Source organism: uncultured Streptococcus sp. (genome assembly GCF_963518475.1).
In the GTDB taxonomy this organism is placed as follows: Bacteria; Bacillota; Bacilli; order Lactobacillales; family Streptococcaceae; genus Streptococcus.
This window is the reverse complement of the sequence record NZ_CAUQJA010000006.1, coordinates 63,981-86,793: the sequence shown is the minus strand read 5'-3', so window position 1 is coordinate 86,793 and position 22,813 is coordinate 63,981. Positions and strand designations below refer to the sequence as shown.

Genomic DNA, 22,813 nt, shown 5'->3' with positions numbered 1-22,813 from the left:
CAAGAAGAAAACGCCAAATTTCAAGTTCAAGTTAGCAACCAAGAAGAAATTCTCTAGGAGACTTGTAGTGCAAGCATTTTTTAGGATAGTTATTAATCCAATTTTCGATGAATGCGACTTCTTTGGGAGTCGTTTTCTTAGTTTCCTGAAGTATGGGGCTACATTTGGTGTGGAACCTATCAGTCTATATCTTATTTTTTCTTTAATAATAGCTGGTCTGTCTTACGTATGGATTGATTTTGAAATAAAAAAACTAAATGAATTGATTTTAAAGAAATAAAATGCTAACATATATAGAAGATGTTAGTATTTTGTTTCCAAGAAAGGAGAATGATATGGTTGATAAAAGAGAGAAACTGATGAACTCTTTCAATCAGTATGGTTTTTTAACTTTTAAACAAGTAATGGATGAAAATTTACACTACAAAACCTTATTAAAAATGGTTAAAGAAGGAAAAATCGATGCTGAAGAAAAAGGGTTATATCGCTTACCTGATATTTATTTAGATGAGTGGTTTGTCCTTCAGTATCGATTTCCAAAGGGAATCTTTTCTTTGGAGACAGCACTTTGGTTACATGGTTTATCTTTGACTATCCCTTTTAACATGACGATGAGTTTTCCTTATGGTACGAATACCAAAAACATTAAGGAAGCAGATATATGTCCTATTATCTTACGTTCTCACTATAGTGAAGGAATTATTGAAATAGAGCGTCTTCCTGGTCAATTTATTAAAGTTTATGAAGTTGAACGAGTTTTGGTTGAATGTCTAAGACCAGTTCATAAGGTGGATCTTCAAATTATTGCACCAGCGTTTAAAAAATATTTTCAACAAAATCAAATTCATTTACACAAATTATTTTATTATGCCCAGCTATTTAAAGTAACTGATAAGTTACAATCTTATACGGAGGTGCTATCTTAATGTTTTCAAATGCGAATAGCTTTAAAGCAAAAATCAAAAATATCTCAAAAGATAAGGGAATTCCAGCTCAACAAGTACAACAACATTATTTAATTGAGCAAGTGTTAAAGCTGATTTCTACTAGTTCTTACAGAGATTCCTTCATTGTAAAAGGAGGGTATCTAATAGGTCAAATGATTGGACTAGATAAGCGAACCACAATGGATTTAGATGTTACTCTGAAGGGAACTGAAATGAGCAGAGAAAATTTGATTCATATCTTTGAAGAGATTCTTTGTTCTAAAACTGATGGATTTTCATTTTCAGTAGATAAGCTAGAACCTATTCGCCAAGATGATGAATATGGAGGATTTTCATTAAAATTAAATGCAACTTTTGATACATTAAAGGAGGTTGTTTTTATTGATATTACTACTGGTGATAAGATCACACCAAGAGAAATTACTTATTCAATGACTTCTATCTTTACTAATGAAAGCATCAAGATATGGACATATAATCTAGAGACTGTACTTGCTGAAAAGTTAGAAACGATCATTAGTAGAGGCTTAGCTTCGACACGACCACGTGATCGATATGATCTTTTCACTTTGTATAAACTTAGAAAAGAAGAGATTAATCTTGAAGTATTAAAAAATGCACTTGAAAATACGGCAGAAAAACGTAAAAGTAAAGATACTATTTATAATTGGGAAGAACAAGTGAGAGGAATTGAAATTTCTGATTATCAGAAAGAGCTATGGATTCGTTATCAACGCCAATTTAAGTATGCTAAAGATATCTCATTTGATAACTCTGTTCAGGTTATTAGGGAAATTATGCAACAAATATTTTAGTACAAAAGTAACTCATTAGTAAAGCAGTGAGTTGCTTTTTTTATTCCAATAACTCCAAAAATGTGATAAAAATTTCAACTACTCTTATCTATAATAAAGCTACCTGTTCTTTGAAAATTGAATCCACTCCGTCTTGATTAGCGTGCCTGTGTAAGTAGGGACTGAGAGTATTTCCCTGTGAAGGGCAACTGGCACAAGACGTGTGTGAGAATTTTCTAACAGACACGGAGTTTATCGTTACCAGACTTAAACGATGCGACAAACTAGATAAAGGAGTTAATCATGAAGGTAGTAAACTTGTATGATTTGAAACAAATGGGAAATAAAGGTGGCTGTACCATCCAATTGATTCATCACTTTCCTTTTGGTATGGGCTTAGGACATCTCAAAAAAGACTACATTGAATTTAAACGTGTTGGTATCTTTGATGGGAAAGCAGTAGAAGTTACTCTTCGAGAACCTTATTCGAGAGATCTACTGCAGGTTGTCAAGTCGATTAAGCAACGTCAGAAATTGATAGCTTATCGCTATAAAGAAGGAAAGCTGCTATTTGTGAAGAAGGAGGCATCAGATGTCCTCTGAACAACAGGAACGAATGGCAGTTCAATATGCAGAGCGTAGTCTTTTATTTACTGTAAAAAGTCTTTTAAAGATTCTAGAATGGTCTAGACGTCAGGCTTTAGCACAGGATTCCGCCTATAAGATAGGGGTGCAGAAATTAGAAGAATTGCTACAATCTCCCTATGCGATTGATACGATTAATCTGAAAAAAGATTTTTTAGACAAACCAATTGATATAGAGAAATTTAAAGCTTTTTTAGAAAAAGAAGAGATTCCTTTAGCCATCGCTTGGCAAGGGGATTCTCTACATTTCTACACGAAAGACCGTTCGATTCTAGACAATCATTTAGACCATCTGTTAGAAAAAATGGTTAATGATCCGGAGAAATTAGCTGATTTTACCATGGATAAGTCATTAGACGATGCAATTGATGAGGCTAAATCCCAAATTACCTTTAGACAAGAAGGTGCCGTCAAACAGAAAGAGATGGTGAGATGATGTACAGTGGAAAGAAATTCCTACTATTCTCACTGTTAGGTATCTTACTAGGCTATCTTTTTCATCGTTTGACGCTTTTGTATGATTCCTATACTGGAAATACCTTAGATAAATGGAGTCGTCTCCTGATGGAAGGTCAAGATGAAGTTCTTCAGTCGCCATGGAATATTTCTTTTACTGGAAAATCAAGTGCTTTTTTTCTACTAGGCTTTGTGATGATGTTGCTGGTTTATCTCTATTTAGAGACTGGTAAAAAACAATACCGAGAAGGGGTAGAATACGGGAGCGCCCGTTTTGGAACTCTAAAAGAAAAGAAGCTCTTTTACGGTAAGGAATTTTCTCATGATACGATCTTAGCACAAGATGTTCGTTTGACATTATTAGATAAAAAACCACCCCAATTTGATAGAAATAAGAATATTGCGGTGATTGGAGGTTCAGGAAGTGGGAAGACATTTCGCTTTGTGAAACCCAATCTGATTCAGATGAATAGTTCTAATATTGTAGTGGATCCTAAAGATCACTTGGCCGAGAAAACAGGCAAACTCTTTTTAGAACATGGCTACCAAGTAAAGGTGTTAGATTTAGTCAATATGAAGAACTCAGATGGCTTCAATCCTTTTCGCTATATAGAGACAGAAAATGATTTGAATCGCATGCTGACGGTTTATTTTAATAACACTAAAGGCTCTGGATCTCGTAGTGATCCATTTTGGGATGAAGCTTCTATGACTTTGGTACGAGCTTTAGCCTCCTACTTGGTCGATTTCTATAATCCACCCAAAACAAGAGAACAGCTCATAGAAGAAAGTCGTTTAAGTCAAAAAGAATACCAAAACTTGTTGAAACGTCAAAAAAAAGAAGTGGAAAAGCGAAAAAAACGAGGGCGTTATCCAAGTTTTGCTGAAATCTCAAAACTCATTAAACACTTATCAAAGGGTGAAAATCAAGAAAAAAGTGTCTTAGAAATTCTATTTGAAAATTATGCTAAAAAGTATGGGACTGAAAATTTTACCATGCGAAATTGGGCAGATTTCCAAAATTATAAGGATAAGACTCTGGATTCTGTTGTTGCTGTAACCACTGCTAAATTTGCCCTCTTCAATATTCAAAGTGTCATGGATTTGACCAAAAGAGATACCCTTGATATGAAGACATGGGGCAAGGAAAAATCAATGGTTTACCTAGTTATCCCAGATAACGATAGTACCTTTCGCTTTCTTTCAGCCCTCTTTTTTTCAACCGTATTTCAAACCCTAACAAGACAAGCAGATATTGATTTTAAGGGTCAATTGCCTCTTCATGTGAGAGTCTATTTAGATGAGTTCGCAAATATCGGAGAAATTCCAGATTTTGCTGAACAAACCTCAACAGTCCGTTCTCGAAATATGAGTCTCGTTCCCATTCTTCAAAATATTGCCCAACTTCAAGGGCTCTATAAAGAAAAAGAAGCTTGGAAAACCATTCTTGGAAATTGTGATAGCTTAGTCTACTTAGGTGGTAATGATGAAGATACCTTTAAATTTATGAGTGGCTTACTCGGTAAACAAACCATTGATGTTCGAAATACTAGTCGTTCCTTTGGCCAAACAGGTTCAGGATCCCTTTCTCATCAAAAGATTGCTCGTGATTTAATGACACCCGATGAGGTCGGAAATATGAAACGGCATGAATGCTTGGTTCGAATTGCCAATATGCCTGTCTTTAAAAGCAAAAAATACAATTCAACCAAGCATCCAAACTGGAAGTACCTAGCCAATCAAGAAACCGATGAACGGTGGTGGAACTATCAAATCAATCCTTTGAATCAAAGACAAGAAAATCATCTTGAAGGCCTTAGAATTCGTGATTTAACTTTTGAATCTAGTTTAAAATAAAAATAGAAAAGAGGAAATAGATGATTACGCATTTTAAAGGTTTTGTTTATGGAGTAGACGCAAGTGCTATGTTCGCACAAGCTATGTCTTTATTGCAGAAGGGATTGATTGCGGTTGGTGCCTTTCTCGTTGTTGTGGGGATTGTCAATCTTGCAACCAACATTAAAGATGGTGGACCAGGTGTTCGGAATGCCATTCTTGAAATTGTCGGTGGTGTTATGGTAGGGGCTGCTGGAGCCTTTGTAACCCAGATTTCAATTTAGGAGGATAAACAATGACATGAACCTTAGTTTAGTCTCACCCTTTGTTTACCTTGCATCTGAAAAAATATCAGCTGAAAATTTATTTGAAGGATTTAATGTGGATTTACAATCTACGGTAGATCTGATTAAATCTCTATCTAGCTACAATCCAACAGTTTGGACTTATATGTCTAGTATTACTAAAAGTGTCATGCAGCCTCTTGGAGTTGCGATTTTATCAGTTGTTCTCATCCTAGAATTTTCGAAGATGGCAAAGAAAATTGCTAACTCTGGTGGAGCGATGACCTTTGAAGCATTAGCACCGATGTTGATTAGTTATATCATGGTCGCAGTCGTGATTACCAACACTACCGTGATTGTAGAAGCCATCATCGGGATTGCGAGTCACGCCATTGAACAAGTGGCCTCGATTGTGGCTCATGGTGGGGCAAAGTATGATACCATCTCTGGATTAAAAGGTTCAGGATTTATTGGCCGGATGATTGTGGGCTTTTTCGCCCTCCTCATTTGGCTTGTTCGGATAGTAAGTGCGGCCATGGTCAATCTTTTGGTATCTATTCGATTTATTCAACTCTACCTTATGATTCCATTTGCCCCTCTTACGATTCCAACATTTTTAAGTGATGAGTGGAAGTCTATTGGTATTGGCTATTTAAAAAATATTATGGTTTATGCGGTACAAGGGGTTCTCATTTTTCTGATTGTTTCTCTTGTTCCTTTGTTTGAATCTGCTGGGAAAATAGCTGTTTCAAATGGTGCGGGAGTCTTGCAATCACTTGCGATTATGTTTGGTAGTTTGATACAAGCTATCTTACTGATTATTGCCCTCGTTGGTTCTCAACGTACGGCTCGCTCAATTTTAGGTATGTAATTAGATAAAGGCTAGGAAGTGATTGCTTCTTAGCCTTTTTAGAAAGGAAAGTCATGAATACACGTGTCTTTAAAGACATCTCAAAATACCAACACAGGGCTTGGTTAGGTTTCACCACAAGACAAATCATCTTTGTTTTACCAGCCTTTATTGTCACAATTATTGTTTTGGGCTTGAATCTCTTTTTCTGGCAATTTGGAGATTGGTTTGTTTACGGTTTTGTGTTTGCCTTTACCATCCCCCTCATGCTTTTTGGAGTCTATAAACCCAATGATTTATATTTTGAACATTATTTGAAATACCGTCTTCATTTTGAACTAACGGTTCCCCTACGCACAATTACAGGAAAGAAAGGATCTGAACATGAAAAGAAAATCAAATACATTAAAGAAACAAAAAACTTCAATGACTAATAAAAAGGAAAAAGTTAAAGATAAAAAAGAGGAAGTGTTACCCTCAACGGCTAATACTCTTTCCTATCAAGCCCTGTATCAAAATGGTCTGATGCAGGTAAAAGAAGATTATTTCTCACAAAGCTATTTACTTGGTGATGTCAATTACCAGACCGTTGGTTTAGAGGATAAGGGCGCAATCATTGAGAAGTATTCTGATTTGATTAACTCCCTAGATGACCAAACCAACTTCCAATTGACTATCTTTAATAAAAGATTGAATTTAGAAAAGTTTAGACAAAGTGTTTTGTATGAGGAAAAAGAAGATGGATATGATAGCTATCGTCAAGAATTGAATCGGATGATGAATCAAAATTTAGACAGTGGGGAAAATAACTTTTCAGCTGTGAAACTGATTAGCTTTGGAAGAAAGGATTCTAATCCCAAACAAGCCTATCGTTCCTTGTCTCAAATAGGAGAATATTTCAAGAGTGGTTTCTCAGAAATTGATGCACGATTTGAATCCTTGGCTGGAGAAGACCGTGTCAACTTGTTGGCGGATATGCTTAGAGGAGAACACCATCTTCCTTTTTCTTACCGTGATTTAACGAGATCTGGTCAGACAACTCGTCACTTCATAGCACCTAATCTCTTGGATTTTAAAAACAAGAATTACCTACAAATCAATGACCGCTTATTACAGATTGTCTATGTCAGAGACTACGGTATGGAATTAGGGGATCAGTTTATCAGAGACCTCATGCAAGGAGATTTGGAATTGATAGTGAGCCTTCATGCTCAAAGTTCGACCAAGGCAGATGCCATGAAGAAACTACGAACAAAGAAGACCTTGATGGAATCCCAAAAGATTGGGGAACAACAAAAACTAGCTCGTACAGGTATCTATTTGGAAAAAGTAGGCCATGTTTTAGAAAGCAATATCGATGAAGCTGAAGAACTCTTAAAAACCATGACCGAGACAGGAGATAAACTATTTCAAACGGTCTTCTTGATTGGGGTCTTTGGTCAGGATGAAGAAGAACTTAAACAAGCCCTAGACACTATTCAACAAGTGGCCGGCTCAAATGACCTAATGATTGATAAACTTCCATATATGCAAGAAGCAGCCTTTAATAGTTTGCTGCCATTTGGTTGTGATTTTTTAGAGGGGGTATCACGGAGTTTATTAACGTCCAATGTAGCAGTGAACTCACCTTGGACTTCAGTAGACTTACAAGACCGTAGTGGGAAATATTACGGTATCAATCAAATTTCAAGCAATATTATTACCATTGATCGTAGCCTATTAAATACACCGTCTGGTCTGATTTTAGGAACATCTGGAGCTGGGAAAGGGATGGCAACCAAGCATGAAATTATCACGACCAAAATCAAGGAATCTGGTGAAAATACTGAAATTATCATCGTGGATCCAGAAGCAGAATACAGTGTCATTGGACGAGCTTTTGGTGGAGAAATGATTGATATTGCGCCCGATTCCCAAACCTATCTCAATGTCCTTGACTTGTCTGATGAAAATATGGATGAGGATCCTGTTAAGGTAAAATCAGAATTTCTTTTATCCTTTATCGGCAAGCTACTCGATAGGAAAATGGATGGAAGAGAAAAATCGATTATCGACCGAGTTACCAGACTCACCTATCAGTCATTTAAAGAGCCTTCTTTGGAAGAATGGGTCTTTGTCTTGAGCCAACAACCAGAAGAAGAAGCGCAGAATTTGGCACTTGATATGGAACTGTATGTCGAAGGTTCTCTTGACATTTTTTCTCATAAGACTAATATTCAGACTGGATCTAATTTCTTGATTTATAACGTTAAGAAGTTAGGGGATGAGCTGAAACAAATCGCTCTTATGGTGGTTTTTGATCAGATATGGAATCGTGTTGTTCGCAACCAAAAATTAGGGAAGAAGACCTGGATTTATTTTGATGAAATGCAGCTTCTCTTATTAGATAAATATGCCAGTGACTTCTTCTTTAAATTGTGGAGTCGTGTCAGAAAATATGGAGCTAGTCCGACTGGAATAACTCAAAACGTCGAAACTTTATTGTTAGATCCAAATGGTAGACGGATTATTGCAAATAGTGAATTTATGATTCTCCTCAAGCAAGCAAAAAATGATAGAGAAGAATTGGTTCAACTCTTAGGCTTGTCAAAAGAACTCGAAAAATACCTAGTCAATCCAGAAAAAGGGGCTGGACTAATAAAAGCTGGTTCAGTTGTCGTTCCCTTTAAAAATAAGATTCCTCAAGGTACTCAATTGTTTGATATCATGAGTACGGATCCTGATAAAATGGCTTCTAATTAAGGGGAAGGTAAATGAAGGATAAAAGAGAAATTATACGTGCCCGAAAGGCATTTAGAAGAAGTCTAAAAGATGAGAAGAAATTCTTGAAAAAAGGAAAGAAGGAGGTAAGGAAACAGAAAAAAGATTCCGCTGTACTGGATGAAAAAGCATGGAAAAAAGAGATAAAAGAAAAGCTAGAGGAGATGAGAGAAGCTTCAAAGGCTAGAGTAAAACAAGCAAATGAAGACTACAATCACATCCTTCAAAATACTCCTCCATCTCTTTTGAATCGGAAAGAATTAAGAGACAGACGATTGCCTCATGCTAGGAAACGATTGAAAATAGCCAAGAAGCAATTTAGAGAAGCAAAGGTAGAAGCAAAGGTAGAAGCAAAAGAAGAAAGAAAAGAGAGTCGTAAAGAAAGAAAAACCAATCAAAAATTTCTTTATGGTCAGGAATCGAAACAAAAATCTAATTTTTTCTTTCAAGGGAAGAGTTTAGAAGAATTAAAAACTAAGAAAGAAGTAAAGGCCGCAAAAGAGAATCTAAAATCTACTAAACAAGCCTATAAGTCCAAAAAAGTTAGTAGGAAAGCCAAAACTTTTCTTTATGTCCTTGGACGTGAAGGAGGAGAATTAGCTTCAGAAAATGAAGATTTAGAAGGTTATCGCACGCTTCAAGAGACTATCAGAAAAGGAAAACGCTATAGTCGACTTTCTTATAATCTTGGAAAAGCTAGTGTCAAAACAGGACAAGCAACAGGTCGTTTTACCAAGAAAAGACTGACCAACACAAAAGAGCGATACCATCATTTTAAGGATGGAAAAGGATGGAAACTAGCGAAAGAGAATCCAAGTTCCTTTAAAAATCGGTTTCGAAAATTAAAGAAACAAGGTTTTACAAGTGTTCAAAACATCTATCAAAAACTAAAAGCAGCCTTTTCCTTCTTTACATTTGCGGCTGGAAATCCTGCAACCTGGATAGTTGGAGGAATAGTCTTTCTTCTCTTACTTATGATGAGCTTCTTTTTAGGATTTTCATCTGCTAGTTTGATTCAACAAGATGAATTTGAATTAACAAAAGCTTATACCCACCTAACTTGGGAAGACGCAGAACATACTCGTACAAATGACAAAGGAATTACCTATTACACAAAAGTTGATGATGTGATGGGGTATATGAACTTTAAATTCCATGACTATGAGTTACACAAACCAGTTCACTTATTCAGTTCAGAAACTTACAAGGATTATCTGTCTACTTTGTGGCATGATTTAAATGATGGGGAAGATTTGAAATCCATGCAAGACCTCTATGAAACTCCTAAGTATAAACTATCGAAAGACGATCAAGAGGAAATAAAGGAACTAAAAGAAGAGGGTGTGTATGCTTCCATGCAGGAATTGGACAATCCATTTGAGGGGAAAAGCAATGAAGATAGTCTAACCATGACTTATCGCTATGGATACTATGATTTAGACGGAAAACCTACTCTTCAGGAGTACATTCTACTAGAAGCAAAGGCTCACCAAACGATTGTCGCACCAATGGATGGGGTCGTATCTCTAGATGGTGACAATGTAATTCTCACTAATGGAAAAGGAGAGAATGAGAGTCGATTGACCTTGTATTCCATTCATAATGGCCGTGCGATTGAGGGAACAAGGGTCTTAACTGGTGATGTTATTGGTGAAACACCAGACGATACAGGCTTGAAAGTTTCCTATCAAAAGTATAAGAACAAGAAAGACAAATTGGTGTATGTCAATCCGCAATTTTATTTTCCAAAAGTCATTCAACTTCAGACTACTATCTTACCTGCCATTGGTCAGTTTGGTGGGGATGAGTTTGAACGAGCGAAACATATTTATGAGTTTTTGAAATCTCAAGGGGCAAGTCCCCAAGCCATTGCGGCTATTTTAGGAAATTGGTCGGTAGAATCTTCTATCAATCCAAAACGAGCTGAAGGGGATTATTTATCTCCTCCAGTTGGCGCTACCGATTCCTCATGGGATGATGAAAGCTGGTTAGCGATAGGAGGGCCAGCCATTTATAGTGGTGCTTATCCTAATATCCTTCATAGAGGGTTGGGGTTAGGTCAATGGACGGATACAGCAGATGGGTCAACACGTCATACAGCCTTGTTAAATTATGCACGCACCCAAAATAAGAAATGGTATGATTTAGACCTCCAACTTGATTTTATGCTTCATGGGGATAGTCCTTACTATCAAAGTTGGTTAAAGGATTTCTTTAAAAATACGGGCAGTGCAGCCAATTTGGCCCAACTCTTCCTTATCTATTGGGAGGGAAATTCTGGTGACAAACTACTGGAAAGACAAACCAGAGCAACGGAATGGTATTACCAAATTGAAAAAGGCTTTAGCCAAACAAATGGAGGACAGGCAATGAGTGACCCGCAATCCCTTGAAGGTGTTCGTGGGGACTTGTATGATCATTCTGTTCCTGGTGGTGGAGATGGTATGGCCTATGCCTATGGACAATGTACATGGGGTGTTGCGGCTCGTATGAATCAATTAGGCTTGAAATTAAAAGGAAGTAATGGAGAGAAGATTCCAATCATTAATACCATGGGAAATGGTCAAGACTGGGTTGCGACAGCTTCAAGTCTTGGTGGGGAAACAGGCTCTACACCAAGAGCAGGTGCTATTGTTTCTTTTGTAGGAGGTACACATGGCACACCAGCAGACTATGGTCATGTGGCCTTTGTAGAGAAGGTCTATGATGATGGTTCTTTCCTCGTGTCCGAGACAAACTATGGTGGCAACCCTAACTATACCTTTAGAAAAATCTCTCAAGCAGATAGTGCAATAAGTTTTGCCTATACGACGAAATAAAAGAATCATGTCATCAGTTTAGGTGACATGATTCTTATTTTTTATAGAGTGACATATTTAATGCCATAGGCTGATAAGTTACTTGATGATCGTCTTTAATCAATTGACTGTAAGCAACAAATCCGAACTGTTCATAAAATTGAATGACTTTAGGATGATTGATACTATCTAAAAATACCATCTGAGTTCCTACAATTGCACGAAATTCTTCAATTTTTTAAATTACAATTTCAAATAACTCTTGTCCTGATAGTTTATTTAACTTTGTGTTTTTGCCGAATTGACCGATAAGTAACACAGGGAGATAATCAATATTTTTGGGACTTTTCCCTTTTAGGACGAGTTTCTTTTTTAAGGATTTCTCTAAATCAGAAATATCAACAACTTTGAGAGATAAACTAAAGAATCCTATGATGTTATTTGTTTCAGTTTCTTCAACGATAAAATTACGAGAACGATGTTGTTTTTCAAAATTGGGGGCTTTATCAGATAGATAAGTCAACATCTCTTCATTACCGTTGAAATCAACATTTTCTAAAATGATAGTTTTAAATATCTCCTGAACTTGTTTCTCAGTTTTATCAGGAGCTAGCACTTGAATATTTTCAAGATATTGCTTAAGTGGTGTTACTTGAATTGTCATCTTACAGATACTTTGAAATGAGTTTATTTTTCGTTGGAGCGGTAGCGTCCTGTGATTCAATAGATTTCAAGACTGCTTGTAGCTTTTTAGATGGTTTATGATTAAGAATTTTTAGAGCATCTTCGTTTGTTAGTTTTATATCACGTGTTAAACTGATTGTAGCCATTTGTTCTACCTCCTGTTTCTACTTAAATTCATTATAGCTTATTTTGAACAAAAGTTCAATCTGAAGATAGTGTATGTTTTCTATAGTGTATAAATCCAAAATAAGTTTTTCTCTTGCATTTGTAGCTCATATTCGTTAGAATAATGGTGTAAATGAGTGGTCGGCTCATGGTCAATCTGATAGTAATCTTGGACATAAGGGCCAAGCGGTGGCGGACACCAGAACGAAATCCGATAGCAATCTTGGACGTAAGGGCCAAGCGGTGGCAGACACCAGAATAAACCGACTGACTAGGTGGCTTACAGGTGCAGTAAGTCACCTTTTTTAAATGCAATCCATTTTAATATTTTAAGGAGAACGAAGTTTTGACTCGTTCTCTTTTTTTGTTGTGATACTTCTTTCAAGGAATATTTGGTAGGATTGGAGTGAAAACAGATTAACTAGGAAAGAAGGAAGTATATGGAAGCCATTTATCAACGTGATTCGGATCAAGATGGACTAACTGATGCTCAAGAATTAGCGCTAGGAACCAATCCTCTTTGCGCAGATTCTGATGGTGATGGTCGTTCAGATTTAGTGGAAGTAGAAGAAGGAACCAATCCCTTAGAAAAGGATTTACAAGACATAGACCAAACAAGTATAACTGAACCGTCTTCAGTATTTATGGAAATGAAACAAAAGATTTCAGATATGATGGAGAGTCACTACAAGGAATTTATACAGGCTCTGATTAGTATTGAAACAGGGATTGAAAACCAACAAGACCTAGAAGACTTATATACTTACTACATGAGAACAGATTCTGTTTCTCTTTTGTCTAGTGATTTAGAAACCAGTCCTCAAGAGGTTGAAATGGAGATAGAGTTGTAGGGGAATCATGTGATTCTCCTATTTTCGTATAGATGAAAGGAGCGAGTATGGAAGTAATGCAATTATTGGCTATGTTTCGTGGAACAATTCCAAAAGATAGGGAGAAAATGGACCTATTTCTTCGTTATCAAGCGCAACATTTTGATGAGAAATGGCAGGATTTGGTAGAGAGTTTTTTGACTGAAGAGGGCAAGATAGAAGAGATACCTCATGTCTATTCGTTTCATCAAGACATTGTTTCTTTTCTAGAGGCCAGTTCTGAAAATAATGACCAAGATCTAGAAAGTTACACAAGAAATTTTGGACAAGCAGGTCTAAGTAAATTATCTCAATTAAGTAATTTTGAGAAAAACTTGGTGCTAGAAGTCGCAACCTATAATCTTTTCACTCGATTTTACATCCAATCTGAAAAAGAAAAACTAAAACAACTAAGTGAGCTTGTATTTCATCAGAATCAGGATGTCAATTTAGTCAATGTCTATCGGGTTGCGAATAATCTATCTGACCGCATTAGTAGAGATATAGAGGAGTTTCTTCTAATGGTTGATTCCAAAGAACTAAAAAAAGAGGTTCTTGAGATTCATTTTGAAGAAAAAGAAGAAGATGTTCTAGCCTATTTGGGTTCAGAATTGATGGCTACTTTAGATACCGTTACGGATCTTGTCCATCATGAAGAAAACTACACACAACTCCCACTGACACAAAAACTGAAGATTATTACTCATTTTGATGAAGTAAAGGCTATAAGAGAAAAGTCTAAGCAAGTAACGGAAGCGGTCTTACCTTTAGATAATATTGACCAGGTAGAAGAAAATGTGGAAGTTCATTCCCTATCTAAAGTAGATAAAATTGTAGAAGAAGCTTTGAGGGAATATCCAATCGGTTCACAAGTAAGTTATAAAGGACAAGTATTTCAGTTGGTTTCGATTGAAAATGCACAGTTAAATGACTTAGTTCGCCTAGAGCTATTCAATGATTCCAACCAGTTATTTGAAGAAAATCCTATCTTATACTTGAACAGTTTGAAAGAGATTGAACAAGTATTGTCTCTCGTAGAACTTGAAAAAGAAGATTCAGAGATTGAGATTGATTCATCAAGTGAAAATCAGGAAATAGATTTGTTTTCCTACCTGGAAGAAGAAAATGAAAAGGATAAGGAAAAGGATAAGGAAACAGAAACGCTTATTGTAGGCATAGAAGAGACGGATGTCCCTGTTCAAGATTTTGTTTTTCCAAATGATTTAGAGGACTTTTATCCTAAGACAAATCGAGAAAAGATTGAAACGAATATCGCCGCTATTGAACTTGTTAAAAGATTAGAAAAAGAGGGACGACAAGCGAATCCAGAAGAACAAGAATTACTAGCCAAGTATGTTGGATGGGGTGGTCTTGCCAATGAATTTTTTGATGAACTCAATCCAAAGTATGAAACAGAACGTTTAACTCTCAAGAGCTTAGTAAGCAAATCAGAATACTCGACCATGAAACAAAGTTCTCTCACAGCCTATTATACAGACCCAATGATTATTCGCCAGATTTGGCAAAAATTACTGGATGATGGTTTTGAGGGAGGAAGGATATTAGATCCTTCTATGGGGACTGGGAACTTCTTTGCGGCAATGCCTAGAAGTATACGAGAGAAATCAGAACTCTATGGAGTTGAATTAGACAGTGTGACTGGTGCAATCGCAAAACAACTCCACCCCAATACCCATATTGAAGTGCGAGGATTTGAAGAAGTTCCCTATCAAAATAATAGTTTTGATTTAATCTTAACGAATGTTCCATTTGGAAATTTTCGCATTGCCGATAAAAACTATGATAAACCTTATATGATTCATGATTACTTTGTCAAACACTCACTTGATTTAGTAAGAGACGGAGGACAAGTATCGATTATCTCATCTATTGGGACAATGGATAAGCGAACAGATAATGTCTTACAAGAGATTAAAACCAACACTCATTTTTTAGGGGGTGTTCGTTTGCCGGATACGGCTTTTAAAAAGATTGCAGGTACTCGAGTGACCACAGATCTCCTCTTCTTTCAAAAGGATCAAGCAAAGAATCTTAATGAGGAGGAACTTGTCTTTAGTGGCTCTATTTCCTTTGAGGAGGATAAACGTGTCTGGATTAATCCTTATTTTGATGGGAAATACAATACACAAGTTTTGGGTGAATATGAGGTACGTAATTTTAATGGAGGAACCCTCAATGTTAAGGGGGTATCAGAAACATTAGCTACTGAAATAATGAAAGCATTCGAGAATGTGGAAGCACCTAAACAAATTGACAATTCTTTGAAAGCACCTGTTTTTATCCAAGAAGAAGTGGATAATTCTATCCCAAGTCGTATACGTGAGGACTTAGCGCTCTATTCTTTTGGATATGAGGGAAATCAAATTTATTACCGAGATACGCATGGCATTCGGAGAAGTTCAAAAGTAGACGAAATTAGTTATTATGTAGACGAAAAGGGAGATTTTAAAGCCTGGGACAGTTCTTTGTCTGAACATAAAATAGATCGATTCGTGAAACTTCATTTGACAGATGAGGAAGCACTAGATGTATACAAGTCAGAAGAAGCGAGTAAAAGAGGGAAATATAAGGGACTGTTCAAAAAAACTGTCTTTTATGAAAGTCCCTTATCGGATAAGGATATTAGTCGTATTAAGGGCATGGTTGATTTGAGAGAGACCTATCAATCCTTAATTGAAATTCAACGTCATCAAGATTATAGTCGGACAGATTTTCAGGTATTACTTAGTAAACTCAATCGTGACTATGACCGCTTTGTAAGTCAATTTGGATACTTGAATGCCTCAGTCAATCGAAACTTATTTGATAGTGACGATAAGTATTCTTTACTAGCAAGTTTAGAAGATGAATACATTGATTCTAAAAGTCAGAAAGTAAAATATAAAAAATCTTTAGCCTTTGAGAAAGCATTGGTTAGGCCGGAGAGAGAGATTACAAGAGTTTCAACGGCTTTAGATGCCTTAAACTCCAGTTTATCGGATGGTAGAGGGGTTGATTTAGATTATATGGTATCAATTTATCCCGAACATAGCCAAGCTGCTATTTTAGATGAGTTAGGAGACCAGATTTTAATAGATCCAGAAAGTTATTTAAGAGGAGAAAGAAAATATCTTTCTAAGAACCAATTTTTATCAGGAGATATTCTCAACAAGATAGAAGTAGTTCAACTACTAGTAGAGGAAAACAACCAAGAATATGATTGGAACCATGCTTTAGATTTGTTAGAATCTGTTCGCCCTCCAAGGATTCATCTGGCAGATATTGAGTTTAAAATAGGGTCACGTTGGATTCCTCAATCCGTTTATGGTAAATTTGCCTTTGAATGTTTTACCAATCGTGAATTTGAATTGTCTTCGCCTGATGTTGAACAGGTCATTGAAGCGAATCCTGTCGATGGGCAGGTTCATTTAAGGACATCATTTGCTTATCGCTATCCAAGTGCCAAAGATAGTAGTCTTGGAGTCAGTGGCTCACGTTATGATACAGGAAGAAAGATTTTTGAGAATTTACTTAATTCGAACCAACCGACTATTACTATGACTGTTACGGAAGGAGAAAAGAAAAAGACCATCACAGATTTGGAAAAAACCTCTGTTCTAAGAGCAAAAGAGCAGCATTTACAAGAGCTCTTTCAAGAATTTGTCTCACGGTATCCAGAAGTCCAACAAATCATTGAGGAAAGCTATAATCGTCTTTATAATCGAACGGTTAGTCGAGAGTATGACGGTAGCCATCTAGTCATTGATGGCTTGGCAAAAAACATCAGTCTTCGTCCTCACCAAGAGAATGCCATTCAAAGAATCGTAGAAGAAAAAAGAGCCTTATTAGCTCATGAGGTAGGTTCAGGAAAGACCTTGACCATGCTTGGTGCTGGGTTTAAATTAAAGGAGTTGGGGATGGTTCATAAGCCCTTGTATGTGGTGCCCTCTAGTTTGTCTGCTCAATTTGGCCAAGAAATCATGAAATTTTTCCCTACTAAAAAGGTCTTTGTGACCACTAAGAAAGATTTTGTGAAGGCGAGAAGAAAACAATTTGTGTCACGTATTATTACAGGAGATTACGATGCCATTGTCATTGGGGATTCTCAATTTGAAAAAATCCCTGTCAGTAAGGAAAGACAGATGAATTATATCGAGGATAAACTCAATGAATTACGAGAGATTAAAACACATTCTGAAAATAAGTATACCGTTAAAGAAGCAGAGCAATCAATAAGTGGTCTAGAGAAACAATTGGAAGAACTCCAACGCTTTAATCGTGATAGTTTTATTGATTTTGAGAACTTAGGAATTGATTTTCTCTTTGTGGATGAAGCACATCACTTTAAAAATATTCGTCCAATTACGGGACTTGGGAATGTAGCAGGGATTACCAATACAACCTCTAAGAAGAACGTGGATATGGAAATGAAGGTTCGACAGATTCAGGAAGAGCATGATTTTAAAAACATTGTCTTTGCGACAGGAACACCTGTTTCCAATTCTATTAGTGAGTTATATACTATGATGAACTATATTCAACCAGATATCTTAAAACGCTATCAAGTTGATTATTTTGACTCTTGGGTAGGTGCTTTTGGAGAAATTCAAAACTCTATGGAATTAGCTCCTACAGGGGATAAGTATCAGCCTAAGAAACGATTTAAAAAGTTTGTCAATCTACCTGAGTTGATGAAAATCTATAAAGAAACAGCCGACATTCAAACACAAGATATGTTGGATTTACCTGTTCCAGAAGCTCATATTATCCCTATTGAGAGTGAGTTAACTGAAAACCAGAAACTCTATTTAGAAGAATTAGTTATGAGGTCAGATATGGTCAAATGTGGAACAGTTGATCCGAGCCAGGATAACATGTTAAAGATAACAGGTGAGGCACGGAAACTAGCTATTGATATGCGTTTATTGGACTCTAGCTATAGTCTAGCAGACAATCATAAACTGCTTCAGGTAGTGGATAATGTTGAAAGAATTTATCGTGAGGGAATGGAAAATAAGGCTACTCAGATGATTTTTTCAGATATTGGCACCCCTAAGAAAAAGGATAATGGCTTTGATGTCTATTCTGAGATTAAGGCTTTATTAGTTGATAGAGGAATCCCTAGTAAGGAAATTGCCTTTGTACATGATGCCAATAGTGATGAAAAGAAGAATAGTTTGTCTCGAAAGGTTAATGCAGGAGAAGTGCGGATTCTCCTTGCATCAACTGAAAAAGGAGGAACAGGTTTAAATGTTCAGAGCAAGATGAAAGCAGTTCATCACCTGGATGTTCCGTGGAGACCAAGTGACATCCAGCAACGCAATGGACGGATTATCCGACAGGGAAATGAAAACAAGGAAGTAGATATTTACCACTATATTACCAAAGGTTCGTTTGATAATTATCTATGGGCAACTCAGGAGAACAAACTCCGCTATATTAAGCAGATTATGACTTCTAAGGAGCCGATTCGTGCTGCAGAAGACATTGATGAACAGACTATGACAGCTTCAGATTTTAAGGCACTGGCAACTGGTAATCCTTATCTCAAATATAAGATGGAATTAGAGAATGATCTAACCCTATTAGAAAATCAAAGACGCGCCTTTCAACGCAGCAAGGATCACTATCGTCATACAATCTCTTACTGTGAAGAAAATATGCCCATTCTTGAGAAACGATTAAGCAAGTATGAAGGCGACATTCAACAGTCTGAAATATCGAAAGACCAGGCATTTTCTATGACAGTAGGCAAGCAAGTTTTTGAGCAAAGAGCTGAAGCAGGTGAATCCCTACACCGTCTTGTCCGTCATAATCAAGCTGACAGCAAAGAATTCCGAACCCTAGCAAGCTATCGAGGATTTGACATTAAAATGCTTAGTCTTCCAATAAATCAACCTCTTCCTGAAACCTTCTCTGTTAAGATTGTAGGAGAAAATCAGTATTCTGTCAGTTTGGATTTGTATTCTCCTTTGGGGACAATTCAAAGGCTTCAGCATACGATTGATCACATTAAAGATGACCAAGTGAAAACTCAGAACTTATTGGATGAATTAAAGGATAAATTGACTACTGCTAAGGTAGAAATTGGGAAAAATTTTCCAAAAGAAGAGGACTATCAAACAAAAAAGGCCGAATACGATGTACTCGCGCCATTGATTGAAACAGAAACGGATTTAGATATTATTGATCAAGCCTTAAGACAATTCCACGAAAAAGGAAAAGAAAGGCAAGAACAACTTTCTTTTGAATTAGATTAAAAAATAGATATAAATAGCGGACAAGAAAAGAAAAGCGCGGTAGAATAAAGATAGAAAGAAACGAGGTAACGATTATGATGGAAGATACCTATTATCAATTAGAAGAGGCCTTGGTACAGGGATTTCAAACACCTGAAGAATATCAAGCTTACAAGGAACTAAAGGAACATTATGAGGAAGTGACAGGCGATTACAGCTTTTCTATACGAGAACTCACTAGCCAATTGGAAATCGCTCTTCAGAATCATAGAGGTGTGGACTTTGAAGAACATGAAAAAGAGGAGTATTTGGACTTAGTTCAAAAGCTAGAGGAATTTGATTCCTCTCTTGCCACTCATTATCGTCAGTTGATTGACTAGAAAGGAGAAAGTCATGAATGATTTACTCCTTGTCCCAGTAATTTTTTTAGCAGTAGGAGGAATTCTCATTCTTTTATGGAGACTCTTTCTTATTGCCAGTGGACTTTTCCTGATTGGTTTTGTCAGTTTTCTTATTTTCGTGGAGGGTTATGGAATTTATTTGTTCTTTACTGAACCTACTTTATACTTTGATGATATCAGACAACATGGTTTAACTAGTTTTACGGCTGTGTACCTTTTCATCAATCTGATGTTGGTTCTAGGATTCAGTTGGCGTTTCATAAACTCCAAAACTAAGGAAAGTATGTAAACTTGTTAGATGGTTAAAAAACTTTATCTGAATCTAAATTCGGATAAGGTTTTTTATTTGCCTTGATTCTTTCATATACATCATAGCTAAATTGGAGTAATAATTTATGAAAATCATTATCCTCACTATTATTACTTGTATTTATTGCTTGTTTATGTCGTTCAATATGAGAAAGAGCTCTTCTCAAATTTTCTTCTTTTAATTTGTTCATGTTTATATTATAAGCTGAAGACAGCTGGTTTTGATATTTTTCTCTGAACTGTACGATTTTGCGCCTGAAATGTAGGAATTACCTTTCGTTGTGATGTGATAAAACTTACAAGTTCTTTTTGTTATTCTTGACCTAGTTTTTATAGAAAGAAGGTCTAAGATGTTAAATAAAGTCAAAACTAAAGCCTTAATTAGTGTTGGAGCAGTGGCTGCAACTAGCTTTATTCTCATGATGGGATATACTGCTGGTCAACACTCAACTGCTAAACAAAGTCGCAAAGAAATCGAATTGGCTGCAGCTAAACTTGTAGAGGACAAACAAGCAGAAGATAAAGCTACCATTTTGTCATCGGATACTGTAAAAGAATTTTTGACTCAGTACTATACGAAAGAAAAGCTCGGAGAAAATAACACACGTATTCAACCTTATATGACTGAATCGGCTTATTCTCAAGAATTGTCAAGTCAAAACGATGCCATGAACCAAGTGTATAAGGATTATATTTTGGATTATCATTTTGAAAAAGCTGATATCTTTGTCAATCAGACTACGAATCAAGCCATTGCCATGGTCTCTTATAATGTAACCTATGTATCTGATTTAAAGAATGCCAACCAATCAAAGACCAATCAGACAGAAACCAGAACGGTTAAGTTGTCTTATTCGAAACTACCAGGTAAGTTATTGGTCAATCAAGTGCAGGTTTGGAAATCTGGGTTAGATGATTTGGATAAGGCGACTCCCAAAACTTTGGAAGAATCCTCATCTGTTCCATCACTGCCAAATACTACAACAAAATGATGATATTGCATGGAAATAGAAGAATGTAAGCAAATTTCAATTCTTGATGTAGCCAATCGTTTAGGTATCTCCTTTAAACAAGTTTCGAACAGTGTCTATGAGCATTCTGAACACGATTCATTTCGGATTTTTTCAACTACCAATACTTTTAAATGGTTTTCAAGAGATATTCAAGGTGATGTCATTGATTTTGTTCGACTTGTTAAAGGAATTTCTTTTAAAGAAGCTCTAGGCTTTCTTTCTGAAGAACCTTTTAAAAAAGAAGCTGTTCAAGAAAAAAGAGAGAGACCTTTTTATTATCCTTTAAAGAGAATAGAAGATTCTAACTGTAGTCTGGCCAGATATTACTTAACAAAATGTAGAGGAATCTCAGAAGAAATCATAGAAAAGATAATTCAACAAGGTTTGATAGCACAAGCTAGTTGGAAAACAAATGAAACTGTTGAACCTGTTATTGTTTTTAAAAGCTTTGATCATCGTCACAAACTGCAGGCAGCAAGCTTACAAGGGATTTATAAGAATCCCGCTCTTTCTAGAGAGAGGTTAAAAACGATTCTAAAAGGAAGCCATGGACATATTGGAATATCCTTTGACATTGGTAAACCAAATAGACTGGTCTTTTGTGAATCGTTCATCGACTTGATGAGCTATTACGAACTTCATCAACAAAGTCTATCAGATGTTCGCTTGGTATCTATGGAAGGATTAAAAAGGTCTGTTGTTGCTTATCAAACTTTACGACTGATAGCTGAAGAAAATCAGAAGTTGGAATTTTTGGATACAGTAATACCTTCAAAGTTATTGCCTTTGTTCAATACAATTCGTGATACCACTACCTATTTTGATAATCATCCTGATTTATTGACACTTGCGGTAGATTGTGATGATGCAGGTAAAGATTTTTCTGATAAGTTATCTCAATCAGGATTTCCTGTTTTTCTGGATTTACCTGATAATGAATCTGGGAAAGAAAAACGAGACTGGAACGATATTCTTCGAGAAAACAAATCAGATTTACAATTTATGCTTGAGAATGCAAAAGAGACATTGAGGAATCAACCAGTAAGACAAACCTCTCAATGTTTAGAATTGTGATAACAAAATCAAGATGTTTTAGCTAATATTAAAATGAAGGAGGATCGTATATGACCATTATTGAACGCTTAGAAGAAAAGGTCACTAGGCAAGAAAGTAAGGTAGCAAGAGAGTCAGAAAAACTAGCTGCTTATAAAGAGCAACTAGAGACAGCGATGTTTGCGACGTTCAAAAGGCGTCAAAGCATTAGTCACATGAGTTTTGAAGAAGCTCTTGACCATGCATTTGGCAAAGAAAGACAATTCGATGATTCTGAATTTAGAGAGGATGAAATGAGTGAATGACAAAAGATTGGAATTTTAATCAACCATTAGAAAGCAAATCAGAAAATCAAGAAGATCCAGATAAAATTGCGGCCTTATTTGGAAATCATCAAGGAAGTAATGATGTAAATTATGAAGCAGCTTTTCAAAAGCGAAAACAAGCACCTGTGACGGAATCAAATTCTAGTTCTAAACCCAAAATTACAGAGGTTAGAACAGGAAAAGAGACAGATATCACTACAAGTTATCAGCAACATCTTAAAAGACTTATTGCGGATAACAATAGTGATATTCAAAGTAGTCAAAAGAAAATTGAAGAGCTACATACGTTGATTGACACAAAGAATAAAGACAATAAGAAATTGCAGTCCATTTATGATGCGATTTCAGAATTACACTAAGCAGTCCTGATAGGCTGCTTTTTTT

At 36.2% G+C, this 22,813-nt stretch carries 21 protein-coding genes and 1 pseudogene; 18 read left to right on the top strand and 4 right to left on the bottom strand.

Features of this window, described 5'->3' with window-relative positions; translation table 11 throughout:
• Positions 1 to 31: 31 nt before the first annotated feature.
• Positions 32 to 142 (bottom strand): annotated as a pseudogene (locus RYK12_RS03825) (IS30 family transposase); the annotation flags it as partial.
• A gap of 193 nt (positions 143 to 335) precedes the next feature.
• On the opposite strand from RYK12_RS03825, the gene RYK12_RS03820 reads away from it, so the two are divergent.
• From RYK12_RS03820 to RYK12_RS03775, 10 genes are all read left to right on the top strand, one after another.
• A complete protein-coding gene (locus RYK12_RS03820) occupies positions 336 to 926 on the top strand; it encodes a type IV toxin-antitoxin system AbiEi family antitoxin domain-containing protein (protein ID WP_142358204.1) in 591 nt (196 codons plus the stop codon).
• Positions 926 to 1,762, top strand: coding sequence for a nucleotidyl transferase AbiEii/AbiGii toxin family protein (locus RYK12_RS03815; protein ID WP_000492399.1), 837 nt, complete (start codon positions 926 to 928; stop codon positions 1,760 to 1,762). Before RYK12_RS03820 ends, RYK12_RS03815 begins: the two co-directional genes overlap by 1 nt.
• Positions 1,763 to 2,044: 282 nt before the next feature.
• The gene (locus RYK12_RS03810) at positions 2,045 to 2,344 is read left to right on the top strand and encodes a hypothetical protein (protein WP_000869753.1); all 300 of its coding nucleotides are present in this window, start codon (positions 2,045 to 2,047) and stop codon (positions 2,342 to 2,344) included.
• Entirely contained in the window at positions 2,334 to 2,822 is a 489-nt protein-coding gene (locus RYK12_RS03805; protein ID WP_000093674.1) for a hypothetical protein, read from the top strand. Before RYK12_RS03810 ends, RYK12_RS03805 begins: the two co-directional genes overlap by 11 nt.
• Positions 2,822 to 4,699: a VirD4-like conjugal transfer protein, CD1115 family gene (locus RYK12_RS03800; protein ID WP_314847095.1), complete on the top strand. Its 1,878-nt coding sequence runs from the start codon at positions 2,822 to 2,824 to the stop codon at positions 4,697 to 4,699. The genes RYK12_RS03805 and RYK12_RS03800 overlap by 1 nt, the downstream gene beginning before the upstream one ends.
• Before the next feature lie 20 nt (positions 4,700 to 4,719).
• Positions 4,720 to 4,962 (top strand): hypothetical protein, encoded by a 243-nt coding sequence (locus RYK12_RS03795; protein WP_000627865.1) that lies wholly within the window; start codon positions 4,720 to 4,722, stop codon positions 4,960 to 4,962.
• 16 nt (positions 4,963 to 4,978) lie between these two features.
• Positions 4,979 to 5,833, top strand: coding sequence for a conjugal transfer protein TrbL (locus RYK12_RS03790; protein ID WP_001054256.1), 855 nt, complete (start codon positions 4,979 to 4,981; stop codon positions 5,831 to 5,833).
• Positions 5,834 to 5,886: 53 nt separating this feature from the next.
• Positions 5,887 to 6,246, top strand: a complete 360-nt coding sequence (locus RYK12_RS03785) for a PrgI family protein (protein WP_001097591.1) — start codon at positions 5,887 to 5,889, stop codon at positions 6,244 to 6,246.
• Complete coding sequence (locus RYK12_RS03780) at positions 6,197 to 8,554, top strand: VirB4-like conjugal transfer ATPase, CD1110 family (RefSeq protein WP_193390789.1); 2,358 nt, start codon at positions 6,197 to 6,199, stop codon at positions 8,552 to 8,554. Before RYK12_RS03785 ends, RYK12_RS03780 begins: the two co-directional genes overlap by 50 nt.
• An 11-nt stretch (positions 8,555 to 8,565) precedes the next feature.
• Entirely contained in the window at positions 8,566 to 11,391 is a 2,826-nt protein-coding gene (locus RYK12_RS03775; RefSeq protein ID WP_314847043.1) for a phage tail tip lysozyme, read from the top strand.
• Between the two features lie 217 nt (positions 11,392 to 11,608).
• Here the strand turns inward: RYK12_RS03775 and RYK12_RS03770 are convergent, their stop codons facing one another.
• Positions 11,609 to 12,034, bottom strand: a complete 426-nt coding sequence (locus tag RYK12_RS03770; protein ID WP_314847040.1) for a hypothetical protein — start codon at positions 12,032 to 12,034, stop codon at positions 11,609 to 11,611.
• Between the two features lies 1 nt (position 12,035).
• Positions 12,036 to 12,200: a hypothetical protein gene (locus tag RYK12_RS03765; protein ID WP_000201399.1), complete on the bottom strand. Its 165-nt coding sequence runs from the start codon at positions 12,198 to 12,200 to the stop codon at positions 12,036 to 12,038.
• Positions 12,201 to 12,659: 459 nt separating this feature from the next.
• Here RYK12_RS03765 and RYK12_RS03760 point away from each other — a divergent pair, with 459 nt between their 5' ends.
• The 4 genes from RYK12_RS03760 to RYK12_RS03745 all read left to right on the top strand — a co-directional run bounded on the left by RYK12_RS03760 (position 12,660) and on the right by RYK12_RS03745 (position 20,017).
• Complete coding sequence (locus tag RYK12_RS03760; RefSeq protein ID WP_049544665.1) at positions 12,660 to 13,070, top strand: thrombospondin type 3 repeat-containing protein; 411 nt, start codon at positions 12,660 to 12,662, stop codon at positions 13,068 to 13,070.
• A gap of 47 nt (positions 13,071 to 13,117) precedes the next feature.
• Entirely contained in the window at positions 13,118 to 19,348 is a 6,231-nt protein-coding gene (locus RYK12_RS03755) for a DEAD/DEAH box helicase family protein (protein WP_192851974.1), read from the top strand.
• Positions 19,349 to 19,422: 74 nt separating this feature from the next.
• Positions 19,423 to 19,707, top strand: a complete 285-nt coding sequence (locus tag RYK12_RS03750; RefSeq protein WP_000969635.1) for a DUF5962 family protein — start codon at positions 19,423 to 19,425, stop codon at positions 19,705 to 19,707.
• A 13-nt stretch (positions 19,708 to 19,720) separates the two neighbouring features.
• Positions 19,721 to 20,017: a DUF5966 family protein gene (locus RYK12_RS03745; RefSeq protein ID WP_049544667.1), complete on the top strand. Its 297-nt coding sequence runs from the start codon at positions 19,721 to 19,723 to the stop codon at positions 20,015 to 20,017.
• 13 nt (positions 20,018 to 20,030) lie between these two features.
• Here RYK12_RS03745 and RYK12_RS03740 read toward each other — a convergent pair whose 3' ends face one another.
• A complete protein-coding gene (locus RYK12_RS03740) occupies positions 20,031 to 20,228 on the bottom strand; it encodes a hypothetical protein (RefSeq protein ID WP_001841477.1) in 198 nt (65 codons plus the stop codon).
• A 159-nt stretch (positions 20,229 to 20,387) separates the two neighbouring features.
• On the opposite strand from RYK12_RS03740, the gene RYK12_RS03735 reads away from it, so the two are divergent.
• The 4 genes from RYK12_RS03735 to RYK12_RS03720 are packed head-to-tail and all read left to right on the top strand — an operon-like array spanning position 20,388 to position 22,788.
• On the top strand, positions 20,388 to 21,029 hold the full coding sequence (locus tag RYK12_RS03735; protein ID WP_049544676.1) for a hypothetical protein: 642 nt from the start codon (positions 20,388 to 20,390) through the stop codon (positions 21,027 to 21,029).
• Between the two features lie 9 nt (positions 21,030 to 21,038).
• Positions 21,039 to 22,124: a toprim domain-containing protein gene (locus tag RYK12_RS03730; protein ID WP_084924402.1), complete on the top strand. Its 1,086-nt coding sequence runs from the start codon at positions 21,039 to 21,041 to the stop codon at positions 22,122 to 22,124.
• A 50-nt stretch (positions 22,125 to 22,174) separates the two neighbouring features.
• Positions 22,175 to 22,408 (top strand): DUF5965 family protein, encoded by a 234-nt coding sequence (locus tag RYK12_RS03725; RefSeq protein ID WP_084924403.1) that lies wholly within the window; start codon positions 22,175 to 22,177, stop codon positions 22,406 to 22,408.
• Positions 22,405 to 22,788: a DUF5945 family protein gene (locus RYK12_RS03720; RefSeq protein WP_314847032.1), complete on the top strand. Its 384-nt coding sequence runs from the start codon at positions 22,405 to 22,407 to the stop codon at positions 22,786 to 22,788. Before RYK12_RS03725 ends, RYK12_RS03720 begins: the two co-directional genes overlap by 4 nt.
• Positions 22,789 to 22,813 lie beyond the last annotated feature (25 nt).